The following is a 14,220-nucleotide window of genomic DNA, read 5'->3' as shown; positions in this document are numbered from 1 at the left end:
GTAGCTGACGGTATTGATTAAAATAAGCGGAATGCAGTTTCGAGTTTTTGTATTCAGCCAACTAAATTTAACTACTGAGTTGATAGGAGCGGAAGGCGCGAGACTCCTACGGGAGTAGCGAACCAGGGGAGACCCCGCAGACGCAGAGCGTCGAGGAGGCTCCCGGTAGCCCCGTGGAAAGCGAGTGCCTGCAGCGGAAATCAACGGGCAGAATAATAAGCATTACCTCATTTAGCCAAAAGCTAAAAAAACTCAATTTCAAAAAAATTAAAACAGGTGTGATTCTAATGAAACAACCATGGTGGAAAAAATCAGTCGTATATCAAATTTATCCAAAAAGTTTTAACGATACGACAGGAAATGGGGTTGGAGACATCCCTGGAATTATTGCCAAGCTTGATTATTTAAAAGAATTAGGTGTGGATGTCGTCTGGCTGACGCCAATCTATAAATCTCCGCAGCGCGACAACGGATATGACATTAGTGACTATTTCAGCATTCACGAAGAATACGGAACTTTAGCTGACTTTGATAAGCTTCTTGAAGAGGCTCATAGCCGGGACATAAAAATCATTATGGATATTGTAGTAAACCATACTTCCACTGAACATCAATGGTTCCAGGAAGCAAAAAAATCAAAAAACAATCCATACCGTGATTTTTATATCTGGAAAGATCCTAAGGACGATGGAAGCGAACCGACAAACTGGGAATCTAAATTCGGCGGGAATGCATGGCAGTATGATGATGCAACAGGCCAATACTATCTCCATCTTTTTGATGTCACACAGGCGGATCTAAATTGGGAAAATGAAGAACTTCGCCAAAAAGTGTATGACATGATGGAATTCTGGTTTGAAAAAGGTGTAGATGGCTTCAGACTTGATGTAATCAATCTGATTTCTAAAGACCAGGAGTTTCCCGATGATGACGGGTCTGTGCCTCCTGGCGACGGCAGAAAATTCTATACAGACGGACCTCGTATACACGAATTATTACATGAAATGAATGAAAATGTATTTTCGAAATACGATAGTATGACAGTTGGCGAAATGTCCTCCACATCCATTGATCATTGTATAAAGTATTCCAAGCCTGAGAGGGAAGAGTTGAGCATGACTTTCAACTTTCATCACTTGAAAGTGGATTACCCTAATGGGGAGAAATGGGCACTCGCTGAATTTGATTTTGGCGCATTAAAGCAGATTTTATCCAGGTGGCAGGCTGAAATGCACAAGGGCGGAGGCTGGAATGCTTTATTCTGGTGCAATCATGATCAGCCTCGAGTTGTGTCAAGATATGGTGATGACAGAAAATATCATCGCGAATCTGCTAAAATGCTGGCGACAGTCATTCATATGATGCAGGGGACCCCTTATATTTATCAGGGTGAAGAGTTTGGCATGACAAACCCGGGCTTTGAAAGCATTGAAGACTACAGAGATGTAGAATCACTGAACGTTTATAATATCCTTAAGGAAAAGGGAATGCTTGAAGAAGAAATTATAAATATTCTCAAAAGCAAATCACGCGACAATTCCCGGACGCCAGTTCAGTGGGATGGATCTGAAAATGCCGGTTTCACAGATGGAACGCCATGGATTAATGTTGCATCAAATTACAGTGAAATAAATGCCGAAAGAGCTCTGAAGGACGGGAATTCTATTTTTTATCATTATAAAAAGCTGATCCAGCTTCGCAAGCAGTATGATATTATCACGTATGGAGACTATGAACTGATTTCTGAGGATCATCCTGATGTGTTTGCTTATGTTCGAAATGGTGATAATGAAAAGCTTCTGGTCGTGAATAATTTCTATGGGAAAGAAACATCATTTATCATTCCTGAACATGTTCAAGCAGATGAATATAAAGATGAGATCTTACTGTCCAATTACAATCAGTCACATTCGGCAGCACAGACCATAAATTTAAGGCCATATGAATCCGTTATCTACTATTTAAAGAAATAAAAGTGAAAAATCCTCCCGCTGTTAACGGGAGGATTTTTCAAGTGATTTTTTAAAACAGCATTCCAGCTATGGCAGCACTTAACATAGATGCTAAGGCACCTGCTGCAACTGCCTTTATGTGTTAATGAAAAATTTCTATACATACAGGAGGAATGGTGAAAATAAAAAAAGATGAGCAAGATGCTCATCTTTCTGTATTTTTCTCAATATATTCAAACAAAAAAGACTGACCGTTTCTGTAAAAGCGGGGGTCATAGAGGCCAAGCCTTTCATCATCATCAACCAGAACGACAAATGGGGACCATTCATATAGGGTTTTAGCTTCAGGACGCTGAGAAAACAATTTATCCAAATCAGCAGTTTCTCTGGATTGAAGCACATATTGGGTTTCCTCTTTCTTAAAAAGGTTATCATTAAAGATGGTAATTTCATCATCTTTTTTGGTAATGACAGAAAAGGTCCATGGAATAAAGTCTGCCGACAGGGCAACTTGATCATATTGATCATTAAACTGCTTATAAATAATAAATCCCTGTGTGCTTTGGATTATAACATGAAGAAGCAAAAAGGCCCATGCCATTTTGAAGTAGTAGGGTGATTTCAGTTTGTTTCTTCTTGAAAAAATATAAGCAGTTCCCATGATGATCCAAATCACTAAATCAACAATAGGAATCGTGCCAAAGGTAATCCTCATATTTGAAAATGGTTCCAAGTATCCTGTTCCCCATGCATTGAATAAATCGCTTGTATTATGTATGAAAACTGCAAGCCAACCCAGCAGAAAAAGCTTCTTATCCTTAACTTTGAAGAGCAGGAAGGACAGCAGAAAAAACAGCAGAGCCCAGACCGGAGTAAGGAAAACTGAATGGGTAATGCCTCTGTGCCACATCTGATAAAGTCCTTCTGTATCCCATAAGCGGGAGACGACATCAATATCCGGAATTTGGCTAGCCCCGACAGCGGTAAGTAAATACGCCCTCTTGGAGTTCTTATCCATATCTCGTTTATCGACTGCACCGTAAAGGCTCAAGCCGAATAATGTATGAGTAATTGTGTCCATCATTAACCTCCTTTTTTATATTTAGTTTCACTATTATAAGCCTGAAAAAGAATTATAAAAAGAAATATGCAATCTTAAAATGCGTTGCAAACTTTACTTTGGAGCGATAAAATTGAAGGTATTGCAATAATTAAGTGACACATTGATTGCTTAATAAACAAATTTTCATATAAGTAAGTGAGGAACGAATATGTCCAAAAATTTTAAAGAAGAAGTTTTAGCCCGACGCACCTTTGCAATCATTTCCCACCCGGATGCCGGTAAAACGACGCTGACTGAAAAACTCCTGTTATTCGGGGGTGCCATTCGTGACGCGGGTACAGTTAAAGGGAAGAAGACAGGCAAGTATGCGACAAGCGACTGGATGGAAATTGAAAAGCAGCGCGGAATTTCTGTTACCTCCAGTGTGATGCAGTTTGAATATGATGGTGCGCGCGTTAATATTCTAGATACTCCTGGGCACCAGGATTTCAGTGAAGACACGTATCGTACGCTGACAGCCGTTGATAGTGCTGTTATGATCATTGACTCAGCGAAAGGCATCGAGGAGCAGACACTTAAATTATTCAAGGTCTGCCGCATGAGAGGAATTCCGATTTTCACTTTTATGAATAAGCTTGATCGCCAGGGGAAGGCACCGCTTGAGCTCCTTGCAGAATTAGAAGAGGTCATGGGAATTGAATCATATCCAATGAACTGGCCAATCGGGATGGGAAAAGAATTCCTCGGAATTTATGATCGGTTTAATAATCGAATTGAGCAATTCAGAGTAGAAGAAGAGGACCGCTTTATTTCCCTGAATGAGGAGGGCGAAATAGAGGGAAACCACTCCATTAAGGATACTGGGCTATATGATCAGACTCTTGAAGAAATTATGCTGTTAAATGAAGCGGGCAATGAGTTTTCAAGAGAGAGAATTGAAAAAGGTGAATTGACTCCTGTGTTTTTTGGAAGCGCGCTGACCAACTTTGGCGTACAGACATTTCTCGAGTCATATCTCCAATTTGCACCGCCGCCGCAGCCGAGGAATTCTACAGCAGGGGAGATTGATCCGCTGTCAGAAGAATTTTCTGGCTTCATATTTAAAATCCAGGCAAATATGAATCCTGCTCATCGCGACCGGATAGCATTTTTAAGAATTTGTTCTGGCCAATTTGAACGTGGCATGGCTGTGAATATACCAAGAATCGGCAAGTCCATCAAGCTTGCGCAGTCCACACAATTCATGGCTGATGACAGAAGTACAGTCGATTCTGCAGTAAGCGGGGATATCATCGGAATTTATGACCCGGGAACTTACCAGATTGGCGATACATTAACCGCTGGTAAAAATAATTTCCAATATGAACGTCTTCCTCAATTTACACCTGAGCTATTTGTAAAAGTAACTGCCAAAAATGTCATGAAGCAAAAACATTTTCATAAGGGCATCCAGCAGCTGGTGCAGGAAGGAGCCATTCAGCTGTTTAAAACTGTAAAAATGGAAGAATACCTTCTCGGTGCGGTAGGACAGCTGCAATTTGAAGTTTTTGAACACCGCATGAAAAATGAATATAACACAGAAGTTTATATGGAAAGACAAGGCTCAAAAATTGCCCGCTGGGTAGAAGGCGATGAGGTCAACGAAAATCTTTCCAGTGGGAGAAGTCTCCTGGTTAAAGACCGTTACGACAAAAACGTTTTTCTATTTGAAAATGACTTTGCACTCCGATGGTTCCAGGAAAAAAATCCGGATGTAAAACTATATAATCCGATGGACTCAGAATAATCATGCGGCCTCTTTTAGGGGCCGTTTTTTGCTGTTGGCCCCCGTAAATGATTAGCCTATCTTCTCCTGCCATAATTCCTGTATATTCCTCTGACAATCCTATTGACATATCCAGCAATAGATAATATAGTATTAACACACATACTTTAGCACTAAAAAGCGTTTAAGTTAAAAAGCAGGAAGTTCAATCTCGATTAAAATATAGACTTTGTCCGCAGAAGAAAGTAGAGCAGTTGCCGGCAGCAGATAGAAACTGGATGGGTGATGAAAATCCAGGCAGCAATTGATCGAAATACAACTGCATCTCAACAGGACATTCTCTTTAAGCGGGTAAGCAGAAATGGCTTATCAATTAGGGTGGTACCGCGGAGCTCCTTCGTCCCTATAGGCGAGAGGGCTCTTTTTGTTTGCTCCCGAATTTATGGTATTTTTTTAGGAGGAATACATTATGCATCAGGAACATGCAGCATTGAATTTGAAGCCGCTGGAGGCGCTTATTGTAACTTTAATAATCCTTGGCGGGATTAGTTATTCTATTATTTTGGCAGGGGCAGTGCCCCATATTCCCGTTGTTTTCGCGATAATGGGGTTAATTGCTTATGGTTTAATAAAAAAAGTATCCATTACACAGCTGGAAAAGGGGCTGATTGAAGGTGCCCAGTCCGGATTAGGGGCGATTTTCATTTTCTTTTTAATCGGCATGCTGATAAGCAGCTGGATGGCAAGCGGAACCATTCCTACATTTATTTATATGGCTTTAGAAGCTGTTAATGGAAAGTTCTTTTATGCCATTGTGTTTGTGGTAGCATCTGTGATTGGCATGAGCATTGGAAGCTCGCTTACGACGGCTGCAACATTAGGCGTGGCCTTTATGGGAGTCAGCTCTGCTTTGGGTCTATCGGATGCGATTACTGCAGGTGCAGTTATATCCGGCGCATTTTTTGGAGATAAAATGTCTCCGTTGTCCGATACAACTAACCTGGCATCATCTACAGTTAAGGTGGATTTATTTGAGCATATTAAAACTATGGCATGGACAACGATTCCTTCGTTTATCATTTCTTTGGCAATCTTTGCTGTGCTGTCACCAGGCGAGGCAGCGTCTGATTTTTCAAAGATTGCCCAGCTGAAAAAAACTCTGCTGGATGAGGGGCTGGTACATTGGTACTCCCTAATTCCATTTGCCATTTTGACTATTATGGCCATTAAAAGAGTATCAGCTATCATCACGCTGTCTGCCGGAATTTTATCGGCATTAATCATAGCCATTTTTGTTCAAAACAGTTTCGGTTTCGAAAAAGTGATGTCATTGCTGTATTCGGGATATGCCTCAAAAAGTGGCTCAGAGGAAGTTGATGCCCTATTATCAAGAGGCGGCATGGAAAGCATGATGTTTTCTATTTCTCTGGTATTGCTTGCACTTTCTATGGGGGGGTTATTCTTAAAGCTTGGCATTCTTCCAGCTTTGCTTGAAGGCATTAAAGGAGTATTGAATCGCGTGTCCGCACTGGTGGCGGCAGCAGCAGGAACAGCAATCGGGATTAACTTCCTGCTTGGTGAACAGTATCTGTCGATTCTCTTAACTGGGAATGCTTTCAGGGAGCCTTTTGAAAAAGCCGGGCTGCACCCGAAGAATCTTTCCAGGATTCTTGAGGATGCCGGCACCGTGGTAAACCCTTTAGTCCCGTGGAGTGTTTGCGGAGTTTTTCTAACAGGTGTACTAGGGGTGGAAACAGCAGCTTACCTGCCGTTTGCGTTCTTCTGTATACTAAGTCCGGTTATTACTCTTATCTATGGATTCACTGGTATAAAAATCGAAAAAATTGAGAAAAAAGCAGCTGTGTAATGCTGCTTTTTTCTGTGGGCAAAGATCCATATTATATCGAATTTTGAATGATAGAACCTCTTTAAAGTCAAATATAATGTTCTTTTTCCCTATTTAACAGCACATTGATTTCTTGCATAGTGATTGCTGCTTTAATATAGTTAAAATGTATTTTAACCAATCATTGCAGCCGTCATATAATTACTGACTTTGAAAGGAGCAGAATGTGTGAGAATAAGTGATTTTTCAATCAAAAGGCCAATCTTTACATTGGTTACGATGTTCTTAGTGCTTATTTTAGGGGTTGTCTCCCTCTTGAATATTCCATTAAAACTCATACCCGATCTGAATCCTCCTGTAGGAGTAATAGTAACTTCATATCCAGGAGCAAGTCCCGATGAAGTTGTGGAAAAAGTAACAAAGCCGCTCGAGGAAAATCTGGCAACATTGCCGGGGATTAAAACCCTAACTTCTACCTCGCAAGAGAGCGCAAACTTCATTCTGATGCAATTTTCCTGGACTACAGATATAGATGAAATACAAAGTGATGTTATTCAAAGGCTGGACCAGACACAGCTTCCTGATGAAGCTGATAAACCTCGCTTTATGAAGTTTGATCCTGCCCAGTTTCCTATCATACAATTATCCCTCAGTGCAGATGAGGAGCCTGAAGCATTAAGAAGGCTTGCAGAACAATTGAATCTGGAGCTGACCAAAGTTGAAGGAGTGGCAAGCGTAAATCTCTCCGGAACAGCCATTAAGGAAGTAAGGGTGGAACTTGATCAGGAAAAACTAAGAGATTTCAAACTAAGCCAGGCTGATGTTGTGGATGTAATTGAATCCAATAATATTTCAATGCCAGGTGATCCTGTTTTGACTGAGGGAAAAGAGCTGACAACCAGGATCATTAGTTCCATTGATTCCCTTGATACGCTGAAAAAACTTACCGTAACAGTTGACCCCGCAACCGGCGATAAAGTAAGCCTTGAAGATATCTCAGAGGTTCAGCTGGCCAGCCAGGATGATCGCACCATCACGCGTACAAACCAGTCTCCATCTGTCTTACTGAGTGTCCTGCAGCAATCAGACGCTAATACGGCAGAAGTTTCAAATCAGTTCATACAAAAATTGGATGATCTTCTGGAGAAAGAACAATATGAAAATATTGAATCAGAAATTCTTTTTGACCAGGGGGATTACATAAACCTTGCAATAGGGAATATCTCCAATTCGCTGATTCTTGGCGGTGCTTTTGCCATGATTGTGCTGTTTTTCTTTTTGAAAAATGTTAAAAGTCCGCTTATTATTGGCATCTCTATCCCTTATTCTGTTATTTTTACCTTTGTTTTAATGTATTTTTCAGATTTCACCTTAAATATTATGACACTCGGCGGATTGGCGCTTGGAATTGGGATGCTGGTGGATAATTCCATTGTAGTTATTGAAAATATTTACCGCCATTTATCAATGGGGAAAGATTCTAAAACGGCTGCCAGTGAGGGAGCAAAAGAAGTAGGCGGTGCGATTACTGCTTCAACACTTACGACTGTCGCTGTATTCCTCCCTGTAGTATTTATAACTGGAATCATCGGTGAATTGTTTAAGGAGTTTGCCCTGACCATTTCCTTTAGCCTATTTGCATCTCTAGCTGTTGCACTGACAGTTGTGCCAATGCTGGCGAGCAGGCTGCTGAAGTCTCCAAAAACAAACATTGAGACAAAAAGGCAGGAATCAGGCTTAATGCGTTCACTTGAAAAATCAATTAAATGGTCTTTGCGGAATCGCGCAGTGGTAATAGCGATTACCATGCTGTTATTGGCAGTGGGCAGCTTTGGCATGACTACAGTAGGTACACAATTTCTTCCAAATGCAGATGAAGGCTTCTTTACGGTGCGTATGGAGCTTGAAAACGGCACTGCACTTACAGAAACAGAAAAGGTTATATCTGCTTTAGAGGAAGAATTAAAGGATGAAGAAGAGGTAGATACATATGTCAGCCTCATTGGAACTACACAGGAAGGATCCTTCAGGGGCTCGAAAAATGCCAATATCGCTGAATTGTATATCAAAATGAAAGGGCTTGATCAGCGTGAAAGATCAACATTTGAATTTGCCGATGATATCAAAAAGGATCTGGAAAATGCTGCATCAAAGGTTAATGAAACTGCCGAACTCTCATTTAACATGCAATCCTCATCCGGTACAGCTCCGAATACACTGACTTTCAGTGTAAAGGATACAGATCCAAATCGCTTAACGGAAAATGTAGATAAAATCTATAATGCATTGAAGGACTTAGATGATGTAACAGAATTATCGACTGACCTTATGGATACAGTTGAAGAAATTCAAATTACTGTGGACCGTGAAAAGGCACTTGAGCAAGGCCTGGCTCCTGCCCAGGTAGCCATGGCAGTAAATGATGCAACTCGCGGCAATCGGGCAACACAAATGATAGATGAAGAATCGAATATATATGGTGTTTTTGTTGAGTACGATCGTGAAGTCACACAGGATATAGATAATTTAAAAAAATTGCTTATAAAAAAGCCTGATGGAAATTATGCTGCTCTAAGTGACGTAACTAATATAGAACGCGGAGAAGGACCGGTTAATATTCAGCGCATCAATCAGCAGGATGCTGTCCAATTTACATTAAAGTACAAGTCTTCAACAAACATGGGTGCCATGTCAAAAGAAGTGGATAAAGAAATTGCTGATCTGGATTTGCCGGATGAAACGGAGATCGTTTTTAGCGGTGACAGGGAGTTGCTGGAATCATCCATTGATGACCTGATTCTGGCCTTTGTTCTGGCGATCATCTTAATATATCTTGTCATGGCAGCTCAATTTGAGTCGCTGAAGTATCCGTTAGTTATCATGTTTACTGTGCCGCTCATGGTGATAGGGGTGGCAGTTGCTCTTACAGCAACCCAAACACCTATTAGCTTAACAGTAATTATCGGGATTATTGTGCTAGCAGGAATTGTAGTTAATAATGCAATAGTCATTGTCGATTATATAAACCAAAAGAAAGAAAATGGTCTTAAGACCTACGATGCCATAATCATTTCCGTTAAGGACCGTGCAAGGCCAATATTCATGACAGCTTTAACAACTATACTTGGGTTAGTTCCTCTTGCCCTTGGTATAGGAGAAGGAACTGAAATTAACCAGCCTATGGGAATTGCCCTGATAGGCGGGCTGATCAGCAGTACGTTCCTGACACTATTTGTGATACCTGTTGTATATAGTTTCTTTGACAGGGATACAAGGCGGTTAAATAAAATGTATGCAACACCGGATGGGCATTTAGTGCCAGCTTACCTGCTTGAAGAAAGAGTGGATAAAGACTGGGATCACAATAAAGATGCAGAAGACAAAAATCAGCTTCAAACCTCTGAAACCAGATTCTACAGCAGAGATGATATGGCAGCCATGCTGGAAGAGTTGTTAAATATTGTAAAAGAAGATAACAAGGAAAAAAATGAACACAACAAGGATGAAAATACCTAATCCAATGCAGGCTCCTTCAATAAGAAGGGGCCTTTTGGCATGCTGATATCAAAATAGAAATAATTTTCCTAATGGAGTTTCAGGAAAATATCTGGAAAATTCATTGATAAATGACCTATAAACAGAGCACAATAAAAGTATCGACTTGTAGCTGGTGGTAATGAAATGAAAAAACTCAGTAAACTAGAAGCAGTTTTTTGGAGTATTGCATTGCCTGGTTTTAGCCAATTATTAATGGGGAAGCTGTGGAAGGGAACTTTATTTGTCGCGCTTGAATTCATCATTAATGTATACAGCCATTTTAATTCAGCCATCATGCTCAGTTTTATAGGAGAAATTGATAAAGCGGTTCATGTCCTTAATTATCAGTGGCTCATGTTTTACCCTTGTCTTTACATGTTTGCAATGTGGGATGCATATCGTACTGCTATGCCGGAAAATGAAGAATTATCTTTCCTTCCCTTTGTGTTCAGTGCCTATTTTGTGACAGTAGGACTTATGTACTCAACCAAACTGAAATTATTTGGAATTTTTTTCGGGCCGGTCTTTCTTCCTATGCTCTTTGTTATTCCGGGTGTACTAACCGGTCTTTTGATCAGATGGATCATTTTGAAATGGAGAAAGCAACCGGTGCAAAGGTAGGTGGCAAGCTCTTAAATAGAGGCGTTAACAAATGATTTCATTAATGGAAAAAAGCTTTGGCACACTAATCAATTTAGTGATTGTTAAAGCTTTTTATCTTTTTTAAAAATAAATTTTTTAATAACCCCCAAAAATCTCTTTCATGAATCCGTACAGTTGTAATGAACAAGCGGCCGCTTTAATTAAATTTTGAGGTGAAATCATTGAAATTTTTATCCAGTAAAGAAATGAATAAAATGGCAAAAAGCACACTTGCACTGGTGATTGCAGGAACATTCACATTTTCAGCCGCGACAGTCTTTGCAAGTGAGAACAAGGAAGATGCAGAATTTGAAACAGTTGAAATAAAAAATGATCCATCAGCGGAAGCAACAGCTGAATCAAATAAAGATGCAGCAGAATCCATTGAAAATGCTAAAGAAAAGCTTGATGAAATTGAATCAGAATCCCCATCACTATTGCCTGGAAGCTTCTTTTACTTTGCAAAGCTTGCATTGGAAAAAGTGAAGCTTGCTCTAACTTTTGATGACATTAAAGATGCAAAATTGCTTGCCGGTTACGCTGCAGAGCGTATGGCTGAAGCAGAAGCACTTTTTGCTGAAGGAAAGGAAGAAGAAGCTTTAGAAGCAATAGAAACAGCACTGGAACAGATGGAAAACGCTGAAACCATCGTCGATGAAGCGAATGAAGACTCAGAAAAATCAAAATCAAGTGATGAGGACAACGGTAATCTAGACGAATCAGCTGAAGAGGATGCTCCTGCTGAAGACGCTGCAGACAGTGAAGCTTCTTCTGATAATGACACGGCAGACAAGGAAACTGACGATGAAGTAAAAGAAATCCTTGCACAGAATATCATTGCCCTCCAGGCAAATCTTGCAAAGTTTTCAGAAAGATTCGATGAGAACCATCCTGCTGTTTTAGCGATGCAAAAGAACATTGCTAAGTTCACTGAAAAATGGTCTGAACAATTGACAGATGAAAAAGAATATACTGGAATTGACCAGGCAGGGCAATCTGCAGAAACGGCGCCTGCACCGATTAAATCTGAAGAAGCTGAAGCAGCAGAAGATCCGGCGAAAGTGATTGATGAATCAGCTTCTGAAGAGAAAACTGTGTTACCTGAAAATCCCGTTAAGGTATCTAAAGAAGCAAAAGATGCGGCTAAAGCTGAGAAGAAAAAAGCTCATGAAGAGGCAAAAGCTATAGAGGCCCAAAAGAGAGCGGAAGCAAAGGCCGCACGCGAAGCAGCTAAACAAGCTGAAAAAGAAGCACGTGAGGCAGCTAGGAAAGCAGCAAAAGAACAGCAGGCAAAGATAGTTCAAGAAAAGCAGGCAGAGGCAAAGAGCCATGCCGGCAAAGGAAAAGAGAAAGCTGAAGAAGCAAAAGGTCAAGGCAAAGAGAATAAAGGCAACTAATTTTAGCTGGAAAGGAAAGCACTTCGTGGCTTTCTTTTCCTTAGCCAATAAAACCACCCTAAAAAAAATAAACTGGACACCGTATGTTATAATGTGTTTTGAAAAGAGGTGGGGCTATTGCTAAGTTTATTGTTTATGGCGAAGAAGCGTAAAAGAACGCTTGAAGAAACGGTAGAGTTAATACAGCAGGGAGATACTGCATTAAATAATGAGCTAATAGAGTCATATAAGCCGTTTATTGCTAAAACAGTATCATCAGTCTGCAAGAGATACATACATGAATCAGATGATGAATTCAGCATTGGTCTCATCGCTTTTAATGAAGCCATTCAAAAGTACAGTCCTGATAAAGGGAGTTCATTGATCAGTTTTTCGGAAGTGCTGATTAAAAGGCGGGTTATTGACTATATCCGCAAGCAATCCAAATTTCAGAATCTTAGTTTTAATGGAGGCTCTAATCTGGAAGATGATGATACGGGTTCGGCAATTGAAGATGAATTGTCCATTGAAGACTTCAGGAAAAAAACGGATGAAGAACTGAGAAAAGAAGAAATTCTCCAGTTTACACAGATTCTGCAGGAATTCGACCTTACCTTCAGCGATCTGATCGAGCAGTCTCCAAAGCATGCTGATGCACGAAAAAATGCGATGACTGTTGCCAAGATTCTGGTTGAAAATGATGAACTCAAAAACATACTTTATGATAAAAAAAAGCTGCCTATAAAGCAGCTGGAGAGCTATGTATCCTTAAGCAGAAAAACAATAGAGAGAAATAGGAAATATATAATTGCCATATCACTGATATTATCTGGTGATTATATCTTTCTAAAGGATTATATCAAAGGGGTGTTGGAAACGTGAAGACAGGAATTATCATGGAAATAAACGAACGTTTTTTGACACTATTAACCCCGGAAGGAGAATTTCTGCGGGCCCGAAAACTAGATGGGGCATATGCACTTGGCCAGGAAATTGAATTCTTCCCAATAGAACTGAAAAACGGAAAAAAGTCGTCGCCTTTAACTATTTTTAACCTATTCAGAGGAAAAGGATTAATGGCTGCAGCTTTTGCACTAATGCTCGCCATCGTTTCTTTTCTGCCGTTCATGCAAAACGACGAAGTGTATGCATATATGTCAATAGACGTTAATCCGAGTATTGAATTAGGGGTCAATCAAAAATATCAGGTAGTAGAACTCGTTCCTTATAATGATGAAGGAGAACTAATTATCCAAAACATCAAGAACTGGAAAAAGAACAGCATTCATGAGGTAGCAGACAAAATTCTTCTTCAGATAAAGAAACAAGGCTATTTTAAGGAAAATAAAGAGTTAGTCATTGCTGCTGTATATACAGAACAGAATAAAGAAGCGGATGAGCGAATTCAGGAGGAACTGGCAGATATAAAACAGGCTGCACAAAAAGAGCAGCTTGAAGTAACTTTACTGGAAGCAAGTGAAGAGGAAAGAGAAGCTGCTATTGAAAAAGGGCTCTCACCTGGATTATATAAAGAAAATAAATTAAAAGCTGACGCTGACAAGAAAGAAAAACCTGAATCTGCAATTCCGGATAAACAGACAGATAAAGAATCTCATGCTCCGCAAAAACCGGCAGAAAATACGCAAAGCCAATTAAAAAAGCAGGAGCAAATAGAAGTGAATAAAGAAAAACCTGCTGTTCCAGGGCAAATAAAGAAATCTGAGAACCAGCAAAAACAGCAAAATAACAGCGGTAAAAACAATGGGAATAATTATGAAAAAAGGCACAATAATAAAGAAAAGAAAGATCAAGGAAATAATGTAAAAGCCCAAAATCATCCAAGTGAAAAAAAAAATAATAAAGCTAATGAAAACAGAAATAACCCTGAGAAAAACCCTAAAGAAATAGAAAATGGGAAAAACAGAAGCGGAAATGGTCCTGAGAGAAACCAAGACAGGGACAATCGCAATAATTCCACCGGAAATAAGCAAGGTAAACACGATGAAAGAGGAAATCGATAAAAATAAAGTCCGGAGCTC

Annotated in this window: 9 protein-coding genes; 8 read left to right on the top strand and 1 reads right to left on the bottom strand. The window is 40.0% G+C overall.

Annotation, left to right across the window (positions count from 1 at the left end; genetic code table 11):
* Positions 1-287: 287 nt before the first annotated feature.
* Positions 288-1,973, top strand: coding sequence for an alpha,alpha-phosphotrehalase (gene treC, locus QUF73_09710; protein ID MDM5226492.1), 1,686 nt, complete (start codon positions 288-290; stop codon positions 1,971-1,973).
* 184 nt (positions 1,974-2,157) lie between these two features.
* Here treC and QUF73_09705 read toward each other — a convergent pair whose 3' ends face one another.
* A complete protein-coding gene (locus tag QUF73_09705) occupies positions 2,158-3,033 on the bottom strand; it encodes a metal-dependent hydrolase (protein ID MDM5226491.1) in 876 nt (291 codons plus the stop codon).
* Positions 3,034-3,223: 190 nt separating this feature from the next.
* Here QUF73_09705 and QUF73_09700 point away from each other — a divergent pair, with 190 nt between their 5' ends.
* The 7 genes from QUF73_09700 to QUF73_09670 all read left to right on the top strand — a co-directional run bounded on the left by QUF73_09700 (position 3,224) and on the right by QUF73_09670 (position 14,202).
* The gene (locus tag QUF73_09700) at positions 3,224-4,801 is read left to right on the top strand and encodes a peptide chain release factor 3 (protein MDM5226490.1); all 1,578 of its coding nucleotides are present in this window, start codon (positions 3,224-3,226) and stop codon (positions 4,799-4,801) included.
* A 448-nt stretch (positions 4,802-5,249) separates the two neighbouring features.
* Positions 5,250-6,647 carry a Na+/H+ antiporter NhaC gene (nhaC, locus tag QUF73_09695; protein ID MDM5226489.1) on the top strand — a complete coding sequence of 466 codons (1,398 nt, stop codon included), beginning with the start codon at positions 5,250-5,252 and terminating at the stop codon, positions 6,645-6,647.
* A gap of 207 nt (positions 6,648-6,854) precedes the next feature.
* Complete coding sequence (locus QUF73_09690) at positions 6,855-10,142, top strand: efflux RND transporter permease subunit (GenBank protein MDM5226488.1); 3,288 nt, start codon at positions 6,855-6,857, stop codon at positions 10,140-10,142.
* Positions 10,143-10,307: 165 nt separating this feature from the next.
* Complete coding sequence (locus QUF73_09685; protein MDM5226487.1) at positions 10,308-10,784, top strand: hypothetical protein; 477 nt, start codon at positions 10,308-10,310, stop codon at positions 10,782-10,784.
* A gap of 203 nt (positions 10,785-10,987) precedes the next feature.
* Complete coding sequence (locus tag QUF73_09680; protein ID MDM5226486.1) at positions 10,988-12,202, top strand: DUF5667 domain-containing protein; 1,215 nt, start codon at positions 10,988-10,990, stop codon at positions 12,200-12,202.
* A gap of 117 nt (positions 12,203-12,319) precedes the next feature.
* Positions 12,320-13,063: an RNA polymerase sigma factor SigI gene (sigI, locus tag QUF73_09675; GenBank protein MDM5226485.1), complete on the top strand. Its 744-nt coding sequence runs from the start codon at positions 12,320-12,322 to the stop codon at positions 13,061-13,063.
* Complete coding sequence (locus QUF73_09670; GenBank protein MDM5226484.1) at positions 13,060-14,202, top strand: anti-sigma factor domain-containing protein; 1,143 nt, start codon at positions 13,060-13,062, stop codon at positions 14,200-14,202. Before sigI ends, QUF73_09670 begins: the two co-directional genes overlap by 4 nt.
* Positions 14,203-14,220 lie beyond the last annotated feature (18 nt).

Origin of the sequence: Cytobacillus sp. NJ13, assembly GCA_030348385.1 — a bacterium.
Classification (GTDB): Bacteria; Bacillota; Bacilli; order Bacillales; family Cytobacillaceae; genus Cytobacillus.
The sequence above is the reverse complement of the archived record's forward strand: the minus strand, read 5'-3'. Positions and strand labels throughout refer to the sequence as shown.